Origin of the sequence: Nitrobacter hamburgensis X14, assembly GCF_000013885.1 — a bacterium.
In the GTDB taxonomy this organism is placed as follows: Bacteria; Pseudomonadota; Alphaproteobacteria; order Rhizobiales; family Xanthobacteraceae; genus Nitrobacter; species Nitrobacter hamburgensis.
Genome location: NC_007964.1, coordinates 1,267,425 through 1,285,022, shown reverse-complemented (window position 1 = coordinate 1,285,022; position 17,598 = coordinate 1,267,425). Strand labels below are relative to the sequence as shown.

Annotated in this window: 17 protein-coding genes and 2 pseudogenes; 13 read left to right on the top strand and 6 right to left on the bottom strand. The window is 64.4% G+C overall.

Annotated elements, in window-relative coordinates:
* Positions 1 to 19 precede the first annotated feature (19 nt).
* The 5 genes and pseudogenes from NHAM_RS05800 (at position 20) to NHAM_RS05785 (ending at position 4,142) form a co-directional block, all read left to right on the top strand.
* Positions 20 to 1,474, top strand: a complete 1,455-nt coding sequence (locus NHAM_RS05800; protein WP_011509677.1) for a glutamate synthase subunit beta — start codon at positions 20 to 22, stop codon at positions 1,472 to 1,474.
* A gap of 198 nt (positions 1,475 to 1,672) precedes the next feature.
* Positions 1,673 to 1,849, top strand: a pseudogene (locus NHAM_RS29230) (IS630 family transposase); the annotation flags it as partial.
* Positions 1,850 to 1,958: 109 nt separating this feature from the next.
* Positions 1,959 to 2,177 (top strand): annotated as a pseudogene (locus NHAM_RS29225) (transposase); the annotation flags it as partial.
* A 92-nt stretch (positions 2,178 to 2,269) separates the two neighbouring features.
* Positions 2,270 to 3,379, top strand: a complete 1,110-nt coding sequence (locus NHAM_RS05790) for an IS5-like element ISNha7 family transposase (protein ID WP_011509106.1) — start codon at positions 2,270 to 2,272, stop codon at positions 3,377 to 3,379.
* 436 nt (positions 3,380 to 3,815) lie between these two features.
* Entirely contained in the window at positions 3,816 to 4,142 is a 327-nt protein-coding gene (locus NHAM_RS05785; RefSeq protein ID WP_245270017.1) for a hypothetical protein, read from the top strand.
* A 52-nt stretch (positions 4,143 to 4,194) separates the two neighbouring features.
* Here NHAM_RS05785 and NHAM_RS05780 read toward each other — a convergent pair whose 3' ends face one another.
* A complete protein-coding gene (locus NHAM_RS05780) occupies positions 4,195 to 5,814 on the bottom strand; it encodes an SGNH/GDSL hydrolase family protein (protein WP_011509675.1) in 1,620 nt (539 codons plus the stop codon).
* Positions 5,815 to 5,986: 172 nt separating this feature from the next.
* Positions 5,987 to 7,432: a lytic murein transglycosylase gene (locus tag NHAM_RS05775; protein ID WP_011509674.1), complete on the bottom strand. Its 1,446-nt coding sequence runs from the start codon at positions 7,430 to 7,432 to the stop codon at positions 5,987 to 5,989.
* A gap of 224 nt (positions 7,433 to 7,656) precedes the next feature.
* On the opposite strand from NHAM_RS05775, the gene galU reads away from it, so the two are divergent.
* From galU to NHAM_RS05750, 5 genes are all read left to right on the top strand, one after another.
* The gene (galU, locus tag NHAM_RS05770) at positions 7,657 to 8,532 is read left to right on the top strand and encodes a UTP--glucose-1-phosphate uridylyltransferase GalU (RefSeq protein ID WP_011509673.1); all 876 of its coding nucleotides are present in this window, start codon (positions 7,657 to 7,659) and stop codon (positions 8,530 to 8,532) included.
* A gap of 4 nt (positions 8,533 to 8,536) precedes the next feature.
* A complete protein-coding gene (locus NHAM_RS05765) occupies positions 8,537 to 8,806 on the top strand; it encodes a hypothetical protein (protein WP_011509672.1) in 270 nt (89 codons plus the stop codon).
* Between the two features lie 178 nt (positions 8,807 to 8,984).
* Complete coding sequence (gene msrA, locus NHAM_RS05760) at positions 8,985 to 9,707, top strand: peptide-methionine (S)-S-oxide reductase MsrA (protein WP_011509671.1); 723 nt, start codon at positions 8,985 to 8,987, stop codon at positions 9,705 to 9,707.
* Between the two features lie 21 nt (positions 9,708 to 9,728).
* A complete protein-coding gene (gene msrB / locus NHAM_RS05755; RefSeq protein WP_011509670.1) occupies positions 9,729 to 10,142 on the top strand; it encodes a peptide-methionine (R)-S-oxide reductase MsrB in 414 nt (137 codons plus the stop codon).
* 319 nt (positions 10,143 to 10,461) lie between these two features.
* Positions 10,462 to 10,734 (top strand): hypothetical protein, encoded by a 273-nt coding sequence (locus NHAM_RS05750; protein WP_011509669.1) that lies wholly within the window; start codon positions 10,462 to 10,464, stop codon positions 10,732 to 10,734.
* 9 nt (positions 10,735 to 10,743) lie between these two features.
* Here NHAM_RS05750 and NHAM_RS05745 read toward each other — a convergent pair whose 3' ends face one another.
* Complete coding sequence (locus NHAM_RS05745) at positions 10,744 to 11,295, bottom strand: DUF4112 domain-containing protein (protein WP_011509668.1); 552 nt, start codon at positions 11,293 to 11,295, stop codon at positions 10,744 to 10,746.
* Between the two features lie 312 nt (positions 11,296 to 11,607).
* On the opposite strand from NHAM_RS05745, the gene NHAM_RS05740 reads away from it, so the two are divergent.
* Positions 11,608 to 11,826: a hypothetical protein gene (locus tag NHAM_RS05740; RefSeq protein ID WP_011509667.1), complete on the top strand. Its 219-nt coding sequence runs from the start codon at positions 11,608 to 11,610 to the stop codon at positions 11,824 to 11,826.
* Between the two features lie 43 nt (positions 11,827 to 11,869).
* On the opposite strand, the gene NHAM_RS05735 is transcribed toward NHAM_RS05740, so the two are convergent.
* Both NHAM_RS05735 and NHAM_RS05730 read right to left on the bottom strand, forming a co-directional pair.
* Positions 11,870 to 13,426 carry a hypothetical protein gene (locus NHAM_RS05735; RefSeq protein ID WP_011509666.1) on the bottom strand — a complete coding sequence of 519 codons (1,557 nt, stop codon included), beginning with the start codon at positions 13,424 to 13,426 and terminating at the stop codon, positions 11,870 to 11,872.
* Positions 13,427 to 13,486: 60 nt separating this feature from the next.
* Positions 13,487 to 14,779, bottom strand: coding sequence for an adenylosuccinate synthase (locus NHAM_RS05730; protein ID WP_041357750.1), 1,293 nt, complete (start codon positions 14,777 to 14,779; stop codon positions 13,487 to 13,489).
* A gap of 416 nt (positions 14,780 to 15,195) precedes the next feature.
* On the opposite strand from NHAM_RS05730, the gene NHAM_RS05725 reads away from it, so the two are divergent.
* Positions 15,196 to 16,764, top strand: coding sequence for a S10 family peptidase (locus NHAM_RS05725; protein ID WP_011509664.1), 1,569 nt, complete (start codon positions 15,196 to 15,198; stop codon positions 16,762 to 16,764).
* A 29-nt stretch (positions 16,765 to 16,793) separates the two neighbouring features.
* Here NHAM_RS05725 and NHAM_RS05720 read toward each other — a convergent pair whose 3' ends face one another.
* Positions 16,794 to 16,991, bottom strand: coding sequence for a DUF2273 domain-containing protein (locus NHAM_RS05720; protein ID WP_011509663.1), 198 nt, complete (start codon positions 16,989 to 16,991; stop codon positions 16,794 to 16,796).
* 129 nt (positions 16,992 to 17,120) lie between these two features.
* Here NHAM_RS05720 and ybaK point away from each other — a divergent pair, with 129 nt between their 5' ends.
* A complete protein-coding gene (gene ybaK / locus NHAM_RS05715; RefSeq protein ID WP_011509662.1) occupies positions 17,121 to 17,594 on the top strand; it encodes a Cys-tRNA(Pro) deacylase in 474 nt (157 codons plus the stop codon).
* Positions 17,595 to 17,598: the final 4 nt, after the last annotated feature.

Below are 17,598 nucleotides of genomic sequence, written 5' to 3'. Positions count from 1 at the left end.
TGCAGAGGCATCAGGTTCGATGGGCAAGATCACGGGTTTTCTGGAAATCGAGCGGCACGACCGCAAGTACGAGCCGGTTGCGGAGCGTGTGACGAACTTCAAGGAGTTCGTGATTCCGCTTACCGAAAAGGAGACGCGCGACCAGGCCGCGCGCTGCATGAACTGCGGCATCCCCTATTGCCACGGCACCGGCTCGGTCGCGCCCGGCGCGCCCGGCTGCCCGGTCAACAACCAGATCCCGGACTTCAACGACCTCGTCTATCAGGGCAATTGGGAAGAGGCCTCGCGCACGCTGCACTCCACCAACAATTTCCCGGAATTCACCGGCCGCATCTGCCCTGCCCCGTGCGAAGCGTCCTGCACGCTGAACATCGACGACAACCCCGTCACCATCAAGACCATCGAATGCGCGATCGTCGATCGCGCCTGGGACAACGGCTGGCTGAAGCCTGAGATCGCGCCGCAAAAGACCGGCAAGAAGGTCGCCGTGGTCGGATCCGGACCCGCCGGGCTTGCCTGCGCGCAGCAACTCGCGCGCGCCGGCCACGAGGTGCACGTCTACGAGAAGAACGCCAAGGCCGGCGGCCTGCTGCGCTACGGCATCCCCGACTTCAAGATGGAAAAGCACATCATCGATCGCCGCCTGGCGCAGATGCAGGCCGAAGGCGTCACCTTCCATTACGGCAAGATGATCGGCGGCAGCGCAGCCGATGCGATCGACCCGGCGCAGCTCGTCAGGGATTATGACGCCGTGGCTTTGACCGGCGGCGCGGAGGCCTCGCGCGATCTGCCGATCCCCGGCCGCGATCTCGGCGGCATTCACTTCGCGATGGATTTTTTACCGCAGCAGAACCGCCGCGTCGGCAACGAAAAGGTCGGCGCGCCGGATATTCTCGCTACAGGCAAGCATGTGGTGGTCATCGGCGGCGGCGACACCGGCTCCGACTGCATCGGCACCTCGTTGCGGCAAGGCGCCAGGTCGGTGACGCAACTCGAGATCATGCCGCCGCCACCGGAGCATGAGAACAAGGCCCTGACCTGGCCGAACTGGCCCTTGAAAATGCGCACATCATCGAGCCAGGCCGAGGGCGCCAGGCGCGACTACGCGGTGCTGACGCAAAAGTTTTCCGGCGCCGACGGCAAGGTGGCCAAGCTGCACTGCGTGCGCGTCGACGATAAGTTTCAGTCGGTCGCCGGCAGCGAATTCGAGCTCGACGCCGATCTTGTGCTTTTGGCGATGGGATTCGTGCATCCGGTGCACGAGGGCCTGCTCAAGACGCTCGGCCTCGACCTCGACCAGCGCGGCAATGTCCGCGCCAATACGCAGGACTACCGGACCTCGCTGCCCAAGGTTTTCTCGGCCGGCGACATGCGCCGCGGCCAGTCGCTGGTCGTGTGGGCAATCCGGGAGGGGCGCCTGTGCGCCCGCGCCATCGATCAGACGCTGATGGGAGCCACCACGCTGCCGCGGTGAGCCGCGCGGCGCTGTTGCTCCGCCGCCGTCGTCTGGCTCGCCCGGCGATCCATCATCTCCGAAAGAAAAATACGCGTCATAGGCAGAGCAGAAACAGCGCCTTCTTCGAACTGCTAGAGCGTCGGGCGATCATTTGGAATCGCGGCGGATTCACAAACGAGGCTCAAGGTGATTCAAAGTCTGCGGGGGTGATTTGCCATGCCGCATCCTTTGTCGAACGATCTGCGTGAGCGTGTTGTTGCCTATGTCGAGGCGGGGAACTCGTGCCATGGGGCTGCTGCCCGTTTTGGGACTTCGGTATCTTTTGCGGTGAAGCTGATGCGGCGCTGGCGGGAGACGGGTCGGGTCGATCCGCGTCCGCGTGGCGGGTTCCGGCATGGCAAACTCGGTCAGCACCGCGACTTCATTCTTGCGACAGTCGCGGCCGAGAGCGACATCACCATGCCTGAACTGGCGGAAAAACTCGCCAAGGCCAAGGGAAAAAGCCATCCGCGCACGGGGCGCGTGGCTCCTGTTCCTGCCGCCCTACAGCCCGGATCTCAATCCCATCGAAATGGCCTTCGCAAAACTGAAAGCTCATCTGCGAGCCGCCGCAGCCAGAACCATCGACGCTCTCTGGAAAGCCATCGGCAACATCTGCGCGCTCTTCTCTCCGCAAGAGTGCTCAAACTACTTCAAAGCCGCAGGATACGGATTCAATTGACTACCCGAGGCTCTAGCAGGCTGTTGAAGAAGTCTCTGGCGCAGCGGTTCTGGGCATGATTCTCTTGATGCGGATGCGTCGAGGGGGGAGCGATGCGGGGAAGCGACGAACGGTCAGGCTCGCTGTTCAGCTATGTGGACTTGGAGGCTCGGATTCGCTCCGACCATCCGCTGCGAACGATCCGACAGATCGCGAACGCGGCGTTGAATGATCTGTCGAGGGACTTTGACAAGCTCTACACGGCGTTCGGCCGTCCCTCGATCGCACCGGAGAAGCTGCTTCGGGCAATGCTGCTGCAGGCATTCTACGGGATCCGCTCGGAACGGCAGTTGATGGAGCGGCTGGAGTTCGACCTGCTGTTGCGCTGGTTCGTGGGCTTGGGCGTGGACGACCCGGTGTGGGACCACTCGACCTTCTCGAAGAACCGCGACCGATTGCTTGAAGGTGAGATCGCCGCGAAGTTCTTGAACGCGCTGATGGGGCAGCACCAGGTCAAGCGGCTGTTATCAAGCGAGCATTTTTCGGTCGACGGCACGCTGATCGAGGCGTGGGCATCGATCAAGAGCTTCCGGCGCAAGGACGGCGGTGACCAGGACAGTGATGGACCGGGACGCAACGCCGAGCGCAGTTTCCACAACGAGAAGCGCTGCAACGAGACGCATCAGAGCACGACCGATCCCGAGGCACGGCTCTATAAGAAGGGCGGCGGCCAGCCGGCGAAGCTTTGCTACATCGGCCATGCCCTGATGGAGAACCGCAACGGACTGGCGGTGCTGGGTGGCGTGAGCCGGGCGACCGGAACGGCGGAGCGGGATCAGGCGTTGGCGCTGATCGACTGCCACCGCGGCCAAAGCGAGCGGCGGATCACGCTGGGCGCCGACAAGGCCTATGACGTCACCGCATTCGTCGAGGACTTAAGACGGCGTTCGGTCACGCCGCACATCGCCATCGACGGGCATTTGAGCAAGACCGGAAAGCCGCGCAAGACCGCGATCGACCAGAGGACTCTCCGTCATGCCGGATATGCCGTCAGCCAACGCTGTCGCAAGCGCATCGAGGAGGTGTTCGGCTGGATCAAGGCCTCCGCCGGACTTGCCAAGATCAAGCTGCGAGGCCGCGACCGCGTCAACGCCACCTTCACCCTGGCGCTGGCGGCCTACAACCTGATCCGCTTGCCCAAACTCCTGGCAGCCGCCGCGTGAAACACAAGTCGTGCACCGTCAAGATGCTCGATCAGGACCCTGATGGTGGCGCCGCCCGCAGATCACGCTGACTCCATTCCATATCCGTCTCCGTGGGAAACTTCTTCAACAGCCTGCTAGAGCCTTTCCGCTTCTGATGGAATCAGAAGCGGGCTCCACCTTTTGTTTTGATGCGTGTTCTTCATGCAAACGGCACCTACTTCGCTCGAAAACGCTATAGCGCAAGACGCCGACTCGGATCGGTCATCGAGACCCATTCCGACAAGCGATCTGGTGCGGGAATTGAGGAATTTTTCCGGTCACACCGGCAGTCATCCACACGCCCAAACGTAACCGTGCACAGAGACAATCTGTGAATTGATCGTCGTCCTCCTCACGTTACTCTCGCGACAAAGTGGGGGGCGGGGAAGTGACGGCATCGCGTTGGATAGTCTTCTTGATCGCCGTCATCACGACGCTCCCGGCGCAGGCAATGTCGCGTCACGTCGCCATCAGCGCCGGTTCCTTCTTCGCCGCCGCCGTGCGCTGCGAGGAGCAACACCTGATCACGTCCGGTCAGGTCGAAGACCTCCTGAGGGCGCTGGACCCCTATCTTTCGAAATCCGACAAGGCCAACATGGCGGCCGGCCATGCGCGCGGCGCGAAGGACTTGCAGGTGTTCGTCGCGGCCGAGAAAAAGTGGGTGAGCTTCACGGCCGATGCCACGAGCTGCTACCGCGTGCAGGGCGTGCTCGACGACTACAGGGCGCAGCTCGGGGAGTAAGACCGCAACGACCCCGCGCCCGTGGCGTCATGCCGGGGTCGGGCCCGGCAAACTATCGCGAGAACAGGTCCGAGAAAAATCCGGCCGGTCCGGAATTGGCGGGCGGGCGCGATACGGCGCGCGGCTTCGGCGCCTGCTGGGGAGGCGGCGGAGTGCGGAATCCCGATGATCCTTCCGACCGGGCCTGCTCGGCGGAATGAGCCGGGTGCGGCTTCTTCGGCGGGGGCGCCGCAGCCGGAGTGGCGTCGTTCGGCGCAGTCGTCGCCACCGGTGCGTCGGCCTTGGCCGGTTCGAGGCCAACCTCACGGCGCGGCCAGACGAAATCGTCGGCACGCCCGGCCGGCGCGGCCAGGGGTTCGCCCTTCACCAGCGTTCGCGCGGCCAGCGCATCGACGGCTGCCGGACGGCTGCCGGGGCCACCGAGCAACTGGTCGGTTCCGACCGAGGACGCCACCAAGGGTAGGATCGGTCCCGCGAGCGGGCGCGGCGCCGGTTGTCCCGGTTTGACATCGGTATCGGGCGTGCCGGGCTCGGTGGGGAGTGCGATCGGGCCGGACCGTGCCGCCAGCACGCGCGTGATCTCGCGCTCGACATAATGCGCGAGCTTGTGCGCGCCGGCCTTGGTGAAGTACACGCCATCGTAGGACCGCAGCCGGCGGGTCTGGCCTTCGAAGTCCGGTCCCTGCTGGATGTAGCGGCCGGCCTCATCGACGAATCCGTCCCAGATATCGACATAAGTGATGCCCGCTTTATCCGCGGCGTCGCGATAGAGCGAGTCGAGGTACAGCATGTCGGATGTCGATTTCGTACCGCGCACGGCAGGCAGGCCGACCCAGAACACCGGTACGCCCTTCGACTTGAGGACCGCGATCATCTCGTCGATCTTCCTGCTGTAGAGTTCGGTCCAGCGATCGCTGCGAAATTCGGCGACTCCGCTGGGCGAGCGCGCGCTTTTCTCCTTGGCGGTCGTGAGTTGATCGCCGTCGGCCTCGTCGGGCGGCAGTTCGGAATCCGCCGGCTTGTCGTCGAGCTTGGCGGCGGCGGCGGCATCCGTTTTGTCGTTCTTGTCCGCGCCGGCCTTCTTCTTGTCCTCCGCCTTGCCGCTCTTGTCCTTCTCCGGCGCTTCGCGAATCGACATGCGGTCGTGCAGGCCGAGCATGATCACGATGGCATCCGGTTTTTCGGTCGCGAGAATGGCTTTTGCCGCGGCCTCCCAATCGGCAGGTTCACCCTTGGGCTGATAGCGAATGAGGCCGGAGACGGTCTTGTGCTTGCGGATCACGCCCATGTCGGGCGTCTCATTGAGGGCATCCTCAAGGCCGTAAGCGAGCCAGTCGGCCATGGCGTCGCCGAGCACCAGCACATTGCGCTCGGGCACGGTGTCGCGTTTTTCAGGCGGCGGTGCGTGCGAATAATTCTCGGCCGGCCGCTGCTGTTGTTGCTGGTGCTGCTGCTGCCTCGGCGGCGGTTGTTGAAAGGGTGCGAAGAACGGATTGTCGGAGCCGAACCAGCCGCCGCCTCCGCCGCGATGCGCCGGACGCTGCTGCTGGAATCCGAAATCGAAGAACTGCGCCGACGCGGGCGCGGCGACCAGCGTCGCAACGACGACGGCCAGCACGATCAATAACCCACGTTCGGTCAGTCGGCGAAGCAGCGATTTCGGTCCGGGCATGTGCGCGATCGCAATGAGAGTCTGGCCAAGACTATAATACAAGACTGTAATAGCGGAATCGGGCCGCAAGCGGGCAGCTTTCGCCGCATAAGCCGGGCAGCGGCCCGCGGCGTCAAGAGCGCGGCCGGCGAGCCGAGCCCAAAGGGTTGCTGCCGCCGCCCCTTACGGACTTTTACCGCCGCCGCAGCCGTTCCAGCACGTCGGACGACGCAAATCCGTCGGCAGGCGCCCCGCTCGAAGCCTGAAAGCCGCGCAGCGCCTTCCGGGTCAGGCTGCCGATCTGGCCGTCGGGGGTTCCGCGATAGAAACCTTGCCGGGCCAGAAGCTGCTGCAATTCCAGCCGTTCGCCCCGGGACAGCACTCGTTCCTGCCGTGGCCAGGACTGGACGAACGGCGCCCCGCCGCGCAACCGGTCGGCGAAGTGGCCGATCGCCAGCGCATAAGCCTCCGCCGGGTTGTATTTCATGAACACCCGAAAATTCTGCAACATCAGGAAGCCCGGCCCGTCGGCGCCGGCGGGCGCAAGCAGATAGGCGCGGTCGGCGGGATGCGGGAAGGTCTTGTTGCCCGCGCGCCGGATGCCGAGATGCTCCCACTGCGCGAGCGTCATCGCCTTGGCGCGGTCCGCCAGCATGTAGTCGAAGTTTTGGGGCACCACGACCTCGTAACCCCAGGTCTTGCCGGTCTGCCAACCATCCTTTCTGAGATTGTTCGCGGTGGAAGCGATCAGATCGGCGGGATCATCGACCACGTCGCGGCGGCCGTCGCCGTCGCCATCGACCGCGAAGCGCTTGAACGCCGTCGGCATGAATTGCGTGGGGCCGAACGCGCCCGCCCACGAGCCGCGCATCTGCTCCGGTCGCAGGTCGCCACGATTGAGAATTTCAAGCGCCGCCAGGAACTCGTCGCGGAAATACTTCTGGCGGCGGCCGACGCAGGCCAGCGTCGCGGTGGATTGCAGCACGCTGCGATCGCCCATCCGGGTCGAATAGTTCGACTCGATGCCCCAGATCGCCGCGATCGCATAACGATCGACGCCATAAGCCCTCTCGGCCGCGTCGAATTGCGGCTTGTAGGTCGCGAGGATTTCGCGGCCGCGCGCGAGCCGCGCATCGTTGACCAGAATATCGAGATAATCCCAGATCGCCTTGGTGAACTCTGGCTGCGAGTCCATCAGGTCCATGATGCGCAGATCGGGCGACAGTCCCGCGGTGAAGCGCTCGAAATTCTGGCGCGTCACGTGACGGCGTGCCGCGTCGGGCCACATCGCCGCAACACAGTTCGGGAAATTTGCCGCGGCCTGACGAATCGCGCTCGCCATCATCAGCGGATGACCCGATGCGCCATCCTCGCCGCTCCAGGACGACGACGCCGAACTCGCGGGCCGGGGCGCCGGAGCAGGCTGAAGCGCCGCCGATCCGCCGTGCGGGGCCGCCGATGCGCTCTGTGCGCCTTTTGCGAGCGAACCGGTGAAGAGATTATCGAGAAAGCCCTGAATGGGGTCGCCGTTCGATGTCTGCGCGCGCGTCTCGCCCGGCAGCACGAGCGCCGCAAGTACCACGACTGCCGCCGCCATTCCTGTTCCGCGCATCCGCATCTGCACCACCGTCGCAACCATGCCTGACCCGTATCGACGAGTATCCCCGTTCAGGAGGCCCTGTCACGGTTTCCATCGGCTTAACAGCTGGTCTTTTTTCATAACCAGATGACGACATTTGGTCGCGGTTCGATCCTGGCAGCCGACCGCCACCACAGATCCGCCTTTGTTCGGCGCTGCAAAACCGGCTAACACCATACCGACCGATCGCACTCATCCCGCCCCGCAAAACAATCCGCAGAATCATGAAAATCCGCAAAGCCGTTTTCCCCGTCGCCGGCCTCGGCACCCGCGTCCTTCCCGCCACCAAGGCTATGCCGAAGGAAATGCTCACGATCGTCGATCGGCCGCTGATCCAGTACGTGGTCGACGAAGCCAGGGAAGCCGGCATCGAGCATTTCGTTTTCGTCACCGGCCGCAACAAGAGCACGATCGAGGATCACTTTGATCGCCAGTTCGAACTGGACGAAACGCTGAAGGCGCGCGGCAAGAAGGCCGAGATGGACGTGCTGGCGCAATTCCAGCCTGAGGCGGGCGCCATGAGTTTTACCCGGCAACAGGCGCCGCTCGGGCTCGGCCACGCGGTGTGGTGCGCCCGCGATATCGTCGGCGAGGAGCCTTTCGCGGTGGTGCTCCCCGACGAACTGGTGCTGAACACACCAGGCTGCCTCAAGCAGATGATGCGGGCGGCGGAGGAACTCGGGCCGAAATCCAACATCGTCGCCGTCGAAGCCGTGCCCGACGATATGACCCACAATTACGGCATCTGCGGCGTCGGCAAGCGCAACGGCAATATCTTCGAGATCGACGGCATGGTGGAGAAGCCGCCCAAGGGCACGGCACCCTCCAATCTCTCCATCACCGGGCGCTACATCCTGCAGCCCGAAATATTCAAGATTCTGGAAACCCAGGAACGTGGCGCCGGCGGCGAGATCCAGCTCACCGACGCCATGATCATCCTGTCGAAATCGCAAGCCTTCCACGGTCTCGAATTCGCGGGCGAGCGTCACGACTGCGGCTCGCGCGCGGGTTTCCTGCGCGCCAACATCGCATTCGGGATGGCGCGCGCCGATCTGCGCGACGGCTTGCGCGCGGAAATGCAAAAATATCTCAAGGCGTAATGCCGTGAACAACTACGATGCCCTGCGCGATTATCTGAAGCGGCAGACTGCGGTCGAATTCGTACTCGGTTTTGCGCAGATCGAAGAGATCATCGACGCGGCATTGCCTCGCGCGGCCCAGCGCGCGTCATGGTGGGATACGACCCGCGCGCCGGATGAAAAGATGCCGCAGCGCGAGGCCTGCATCGAGGCGGGCTATATCGCGACGCGCCTTGGCGACAACGAGGGTGTGCGTTTCCGCCGCGCCGACGCCCGACGGCCGCGCTTCAGGTGACAGCAAGCCGAAAGCCGAGCCAGGTCTGATCCCATGACGGTCACCGGCTGACATCCTCGAGAAACCGGTTTTTCTCACGGATTCGTGTGCCTGCGACGGCACGACCGCAGCTAACAAACCGGCAACCTCGACGTATCTTGCACGTATTCCTTCAAATCCAACCGTGCGAAGGACGCCCATGACCCGTAACCCGTTCGGTCGTAATGCCCTCGTCGCCGCTGCTGTCGCCGGCACAGTTGCACTGTCGTGGCTTCTCACCGGAGCTTCGCGCGCCGCGGGAGACGCCGTGATCATTCCGCCGCCGGCCCTGGATGCGAAGGCTGCCGACGGCATCCAGACCGCGGTCGTCGCCGGCGGCTGCTTCTGGGGCGTGCAGGGCGTGTTCCAGCATACCGCCGGCGTGGCCAACGCAGTCTCGGGTTATGCGGGCGGCGCGAAGGAGACCGCGAAATACGAGACGGTGAGCACCGGCACCACGGGACACGCGGAGTCGGTCGAGATCAAGTTCGACCCGAAGCAGATCAGCTATGGAAAAATCCTGCAGATATTCTTCTCGGTGGTGCACGATCCGACCCAGCTCAATCGCCAGGGACCGGACACCGGGACCCAGTATCGCTCGGAGGTTTTTACGCTCAACGGCGAGCAGAAAAAGGTCGCCGATACCTATATCGCCCAGCTCGATGCCGCCAGGGTCTATAACAAGCCGATCGTGACCAAGGTTGGAACGCTGCAGGGATTTTTCCCGGCCGAAGCCTATCATCAGGACTATCTGACGCGGCACCCCAACCAGCCCTATATTGCGTATTATGACCTTCCGAAGATCCGGAACTTGAAGACAATTTTTGCGGACAACTATATCGAGAAGCCGACGCTGGTCAGCAGCGTCAAGACGACCGACTGACTGCGCGGCAAAGGAGAATCCATGCCAGACAGCAAAACGATGCCGCCCAAAATCACGAAGAGCGACAGCGAATGGCGCAAGGAGCTGACGCCGATGCAATACGCCGTTCTGCGCGAGAAGGCGACCGAGCGGCCGTTTTCCGGCGAATACGAACACGAACGCCGCAAGGGCACCTATGTCTGTGCCGGCTGCGGACAGACGCTGTTCGAATCCGACGCCAAGTTCGATTCGGGTTGCGGCTGGCCAAGCTTTACCGCGCCCGCGGCGGACAGTCAGGTTGATGAAGAACGCGACGTCAGCCTCGGCATGATTCGCACCGAGGTCCTGTGTTCGAAGTGCGACGGCCATCTCGGCCATGTCTTCGACGACGGACCCGGCCCGACCGGTCTGCGTTACTGTATTAATTCAGCGGCCTTGAAACTCGAGCCCAAATAACGGCGCGGGCTGCCCTGAATCCGACGTTGCCCCGCGTAACCGGGCTCCGGTTTCGCGGAGACTGCTTGGCAGGCCGATACGGACATGGCTGGAACAATTGGCCGTCCCGGCGCCATGGCATTGATATCAATATCTTATTCCAAAATTACAGGGTGGGACCCAGGATTCATTATTCCGGCCTGAGAAGGTCGCAATTTCCGCTCCCCATACCTATATAAACGAGACATCACGGACATGCTGTATGCCGGGCGACCGCCAATGGGCCCTCGCTTGCAGTATGGCTCGTTCCAACGCGCAATTATTGTAGAGGTTCCCCGCCATGGCATTCAGCTTCAAGAAATCCGCCGAACTGTTCCCGGCTGCTATCCGCAAGAAAAAGCGCGCGGGCTTTGCCTACCGCCGTTTCGACACCGCGGCCGACGCAGTTCGTTTCGCGATCGAGGAACTGCCGGCCGACTCGCTGAACGGCGCGTATCTCCAGGTGGACGAAGCCCGCTTCGACCAGAACGGCATCCGCTCGCTTTATGAGAGCCAAGAGTTTCCGCTGCCCCGCAAGCCAAAGCCGGAAGCCGCGTCGCAGGACGCAGCATAACAATCTCCACTAACGCGGCTGCCGGTCAAGCCATCGTCTCAGCATCCGCATATTGCGGATGTTGGCACGGAACATCACGTCGAAGGCATCGCCGGCCACCGGCACCAATCCGACCACCCCGTCAACCGCGACGTTGCCGAGCATTCGCGCAGTGATATGCCAGGGTGCGCCGAGCGCCCGCGCTTCACGCACAAGCCACAGCGAGATCGCGGTGGTGAGGATATCGCCGATCACCGGCACCAGTCCGATCAGACCGTCGATGCCGTAACGGATCTTCGTTCCCGGCACGACGAAGGCGACATCGAGCAGCTTCGCGATCGCCTCCAGCCGCGCCAGCCGCTGCTCGCGGGTGAGCGGCTGAAACGCCGCGCTGAAATCGAAGCCGGACGCGGACGGGCCGTGCTGAAACGCTCCGAATGCGCTCGCGTCAAAGCCATCGGCGCCCAGCGGACCCGGATCAATTTCACGACCGTCCTGATCGATGATCTTTGCGCGCGCCGACGATCCCCGGGACCGGGCGGTGTTGCGCGAAAACAGGTCGTCGTCGGGCATGGATTTCATTGGCTTTCACATGGGTCTTTTCGGCAGCTTCTGCAACCTGCGTTACGCGGCCGCGCACGATCACGATTATGTCTCCTGTTCCATCAGGTCGGCCACGCGCATCGCATCGTCACGACGCATTCGGCATCATCCGCGTCTCATGATGGCGGCAATATAGCTGTTCGCGCCTACGCAACCGCGTGCGGTTGTTTGCGCCGACACGTGGTCGACGTCATGGGCCGCATCGCCCCGACATCTCCCTTTCCGCGACTCAACTCCGCCCCATTGCGACGCCACCGTTTGCACTCCATCGCGAGTGAAGGAGCGCATTGCATGAGTCAGGTTCCACCGCAGAAATTCGACGCCGAGTATGTCGCGCATCTGCGTGAGCTGCTCAACATCGCGGTCGAGCAGATCGGACCTGAGCACCGCACACCGGCGACCAAAGCGAAGATGGCCGAGGCCCTGGTACGCAATGCCGCCGACGGCATCACCGACGCGCATCATCTGATGGACGTGACCGTGCGCGCAGGCGAGGACGGCACCGCCTAGCCGCGCCTGTGCCCGGTAGCGAGGCCGCGTCACGATTTTAAGGCTATTCGCCCCAGGCGGTGAAGGCCTCGTTGAAGGCGCGCTCGCCGGGCGCCCCCTTCTCGATGGCGATGATGGCGCGGCGCTGGTTGGTATAGACCAAAGGCACGTCGAACCACGAGCGCTCCTTCAGGAGTTGGAGATTGCGCGAGCGGTCGGCCTCGACGTTGGACAGTCCGACCAGGAAGAAACCGTCTGTGACCTTGACGGCGAGTCCCGCCAGCGGCGTGCCGCGAGCCTGTTCGTTGGACTTCATCAGAATGCCCGGCACGTTGGAGACGCCGCCGCCTTCAAAATCCTGCGGCAGTACGAAGGTCAATTCCGCGGTATGACTCGCCGGCAGCGAGGTGTCGGTGTTGCGGCGGAACGACATCGTCATCTTGAACTGGCGTTCGGGGATGTCGATGTCGGCGCGCACGGCGATCTCCGGCGTCTTGCCGGCTACGCCCTTCACCTCCTCGGTGCGCCACACCACCGACCCGACATACTGCTTGCCCTTGGGGTCGGACGGGTCCTCGTCATAGAGCACGACGCGCTGGGCGACCGGCGCCACCGTCTCAGACGACGGCGGCTGACCGACCCGATCGGTGATCTTCGGTCTCGGCCCCGGTGTCGCCGGTTTCGGTATCTCGGAGGTCTGGTCCGGCGACGAACTGAACAGCCCGCGCACCGTCGAGACCGCCTTCGGACCCCAGACGATCCCAGCCCCCGCAAGGATCAGCACGAGACCGACGGCGATCGCGCTCTTGAACGGAAAGCCAAAGCCGCCGCCGAACACACGCTTCGGCTTGTCGCGGCCAGGTTGCGGCCACGAACGCGGCAGGGGCGGCGGCTGGTCGTTCGCGGCCTCGCCGGACGATTGATCGTAAGGATACGCCCCCTCGAACGCGCCGCGATCCTCCAGACTCGGCTCCAGCCGGTCGAATTCGGGTGACGGCGAGGGCACGTTGGCGTAGGTGCGACGGGCCGAGCGATTGGCCTGCGCCGCGGCGCGGCCGAGGTCGTCGGCGTCCGCGGTGACATCACGGAAGCCCGGGACCGGAGGCGGCGGCGGACGATCGGACTCGGGATTGCGGCGCGGCTGGCTCTGGCCCTGCCGCTCGCGGGGGGGCGGCGGCGCATCCTGCACAGGAATCGGCGGCGCGGGCGGCCTCCACGACGACGGCGGCGGCGGAGCGGGGGGCTGGTCGGCGCGCGGGTTGCGCGGTTGAGGCGTCGCATTGGCGCGCGGACGGAGGTGCGGCGGCGATGGCGCGGTCGCGTCCTGCGACTTCATCGCCGCGCGGGTCGAGGCACGGAAGGCATCGCCGGAACGCGAACCGCTGCCACGCGAGGCGTCGCGGGCACGCTGGGCGGCCTCGGACTCGACCTTGCGCACGGCCTCTTCCAGCGACAGCCGTTCGCGGGTGATCTCGGATTCGCTTAAAGGCGGTTCGACGCTGCGGAGCTGCGCGATCAGCGCGGTTCGCGCCCGCTCATAGAGCGCGCGCCGCTGCTCACCGGGCGCGTTGGCGTCCAGTCCGGCGATGGCGCGCGCGATCAGCGGGTAATAATCAGCCATATCTCCTCGATGCCGCGAACATTAACCTTGAACGCATTCCCGTAACATCTCGTTAAGTCGTCAAGCCTCAAACGGGTTCTGCACCAGGATGGTGTCCTCGCGTTCGGGGCTGGTGGAGAGCAGAGCCACCGGACACCCCACCAGTTCCTCGATCCGGCGGACGTATTTGATGGCCTGGGCCGGCAGGTCGGCCCATGAGCGGGCGTTGGCGGTCGGCTGCTTCCAGCCCTCGATGGTCTCATAGATCGGCTCGACGCGAGCCTGAGCCCCCTCTCCGGCCGGCAGATGGTCGATCTCCTTGCCGTCGAGCCTGTAGCCGGTACAGACCTCGATGGTGTCGAAGCCGTCGAGGATATCGAGCTTTGTCAGCGCCAGACCGTGGATGCCGCTGGTACGGACAGTCTGCCGCACCAGCATGGCGTCGAACCAGCCACAGCGCCGCTTGCGCCCGGTGTTGACGCCGAATTCCTTGCCGCGCTGACCGATCAGTTCGCCGATCTCGTCCTTCAGTTCGGTCGGAAACGGTCCCTGGCCGACGCGCGTGGTGTAGGACTTGCAAATGCCGAGCACGTAGCCGAGCGCACTCGGCCCCATGCCGGTGCCGGTGGCGGCCTGGGCGGCGACCGTGTTGGAGGAGGTGACATACGGGTAGGTGCCGTGATCGACATCCAGCAACGCGCCTTGCGCGCCTTCGAACAGGATACGCTTGCCTTCGCGGCGCTTGTGATCGAGCAGATTCCACACGCTGTCAGCATAGGGCAGCACCCGCGGCGCAATTGCGGCGAGATCCTTCAGCAACGCACCGCTATCCACTTCCGCGATGCCGTGGCCGCGACGCAGCGCGTTGTGATGGGTAAGCAGCCGCTCGACCTTGTGCGGCAGGGTCTGCGGGTCGGCGAGGTCCATCAGGCGGATGGCGCGGCGGCCGACCTTGTCCTCATAGGCCGGGCCGATGCCGCGCTGGGTGGTGCCGATCGCCGTCGCCGCGCTGGCGTTCTCACGTAGTGAGTCCAGTTCGCGATGCAGCGGCAGGATCAGCGTGACGTTCTCGGCGACGCGCAGGTTGTCGGGGCCGATTTTGACGCCCTGCCCTTTCAGCTTCGCGACCTCGTCGACGAAGGCCTGCGGATCGAACACCACGCCGTTGCCGATGATCGACAGCTTCGACGAGCGCACCACGCCCGAGGGCAGCAGCGCCAGCTTGTAGGTGTTGCCGTCGATGACGAGCGTATGACCGGCATTGTGGCCGCCCTGGAAGCGGACGACGATATCCGCCTGCTCCGACAACCAGTCGACGATCTTGCCCTTTCCCTCGTCACCCCATTGGGCACCGACGACGACAACGTTGGTCATTTCGCGGGTATTCCTTGCAAAGGTGAGGCGCGCCAGGCACCGAAACAAGACAGATAAACGGACGTTGCTGCTCGCGTGCAAAGCGTCCCACCGGATAAAGGATGCGTGCGATGGACGCAAGCCGGAACGGCCGCCAAATGGTCACGACACCGCATCCAAACCATTGATTTGCCCAGAAAATCCAAACGCAGGCCGGGCCGCAGCCTGCGACTCCCGCCCGGTCCGGCGGCGACGGCGCGAAGATATCGCGGCCCTGAAAGTCGCGCATCCTCACCGTCGCGGGTTCTCCGGGCGCGAAGCCGATGCGGCCGGCCGCTTGCACAGGGTCCCGTACCTGCCACAGTTTCAGGCAACGCTTGACGGTCAAGGCTTGGGCCTCCGCTCAAACGGCCAGACGACTAAAGGAGTAGCAGCAGATGCCCGGTCCACTGTTCCGCCACGCCTGCGTCGGAGCGATGCTGCTGGCGATGCTGCTTGCCTCCGCCGCCCACGCCGAGGACGCCGCGCCCGGCGCGCCATCGCATCAGGTAGAGGCGAAGCAGCCCGGTCCGAAGGGCAGCGGCGACAGCGCGCACGACGGTTCTGTCGCAACCGCGACCGACCATCGCCGTCTGCCGCCGGACTCCACCACTAGGCATAAGCTGGTGCTGCCAGACCGCACGCTGGCCTTCACCGCAACCGCGGGCGCGATTCGAATTTTCGACGACAAGGGCGAACCGCAGGCGGACATCGCCACCACGGCCTATCAGCTCGACGGCGCCGATCCCCGCAGCCGCCCGGTGACCTTCGTGTTCAACGGCGGTCCCGGCGCGTCCTCGGCGTGGCTGCAATTCGGCAGCAACGGCCCATGGCGCATCGCCATGGACCGCGCGATCGCCGGTTCCCCTACCCCGCCGGCGCTGGAACCGAACGCGGAAACCTGGCTCGACTTCACCGATCTCGTCTTCATCGATCCGCTCGGCACCGGCTACAGCCGCATGGTGGCGAGCGGCGACGAGGCGCGGAAACGCTTCTTCACGGTCGACGGCGATGTGGCTTCGATCGCGCTGGTAATCCGGCGCTGGCTGGAGAAGGCCGATCGGATGCAGTCGCCGAAATTCATCACCGGCGAAAGCTATGGCGGCATCCGCGGGCCGAAGATCGTCCGCAACCTGCAGACTCGGCAAGGCGTCGCCGTCAACGGACTGATTCTGATCTCGCCGGCGCTGGACTTCGGCGACGTGCTGGGCACCGGGCTGACCCGGTTCGTGGCGAGCCTTCCGAGCATGGCGGCGGTCGCACGGGAGAAGGAAAAGGGCGGACCACTGACCCGCGCCGACATGGCCGACGTCGAAGCCTACGCACGGGGCGAGTTCCTGAGCGACCTCGTCAAGGGGCAGGCCGATGCGGAGGCAACGCGGCGGCTTGCCGACCGCTTCGCGGCGTTGACAGGAATCGACCAGGCGAAGAGCCGCCGCCTCGCGGGGCGATTCGACATCAGCGAATTTCGCCGCGCCTTCGACCGCCGCGACGGCAAGGTAACCGGACGTTACGACGCGTCGGTGCTCGGGTTCGATCCCTACCCGGACACAAGTGCCAGCGACTTCAACGATCCTTCGGAGGAGCCACTGCTGACCGCACTGACATCGGCGGCGTTCGAACTTTATGCGCACAAGCTGAACTGGCGGCCGCAAGGTTCCTATGAACTGCTCAGCCGCACCGTCAACCGGGAATGGGATTTCGGCAAACACCGGAATTCCGTCCAGTCGGTATCCGACATTCGCGAGCTGCTCGCTGCGGACCCCAAGTTCAAGCTGCTGGTCGCGCACGGATTATTCGACCTGGCGACGCCGTATTTCGCCAGCAAGATCCGCCTCGATCAACTGCCGACCTTCGGCTCGCGCGACCGCGTCAAGCTCGTGGTCTATTCCGGCGGCCACATGTTCTATTCGCGCGACGACTCGCGTCAGGCACTACGCGACGAGGTTCGCGCGCTGATGAGGTGATATGTCCGTCGGACACGAGGACAGCCGCCTTATCGCGCGGGCACGTCGATCGGTTGGCAATTGGATCGGCCCGACATCACGCAGTCCTGGATTTGGCTCGCAGACCTCAGCTCGCGCGCGAGCCAGAGGCCGACCACCAGCAGGATGGCCGCGATGACCAGCCCGGCCAGCGTGCGCCCGCGGTGTCCATCCGGCTCGGGATCGTTTTGCGGCGCGGACTTATCCATCAGACAACTCGTTCATCGATCGGGCGCCGCCGGCGCGACGGGATTTCCCGCATGTCCTTTTCATGGCAAAACGACCGTCGCAAAATGTCTCGCCCCATCCAGCGGCGATGACATCAGGGTCAGGCCACGATGTCAAAAACCACGCGCGCGACCCAGGCGCTGACGAAGCTCGGCGTAGCCTTCACGCTGCACAGCTACGATTACGATCCGGACGCCGACAGCATCGGCCTGCAGGCGGCGCAGGCGCTGGGCGCCGAACCAGGCCGTGTGCTGAAAACGCTGATGGCCGAGGTCGACGGCAAGCCGGTCTGCGTCATCGTCCCTTCGGACTGCGAAGTCAGCATGAAGAAACTCGCGGCTGCATTCGATGGCAAGGCGGCACGGATGATGCGTCCGGCCGACGCCGAACGGCTCACCGGCTACCACGTCGGCGGCATCAGTCCGTTCGGGCAGAAGAAGCGCGTACCGATCGCGATCGAGGCGGCGGCGCTCGGCGAGACAAAAGTCTTCGTCAACGGCGGACAGCGCGGCCTGCAGATCCAGCTCGACCCCAACGACGCCCGCGCGGCGCTGAAGGCCATCGCGGGGCCGCTTGTGGCCTGACGCT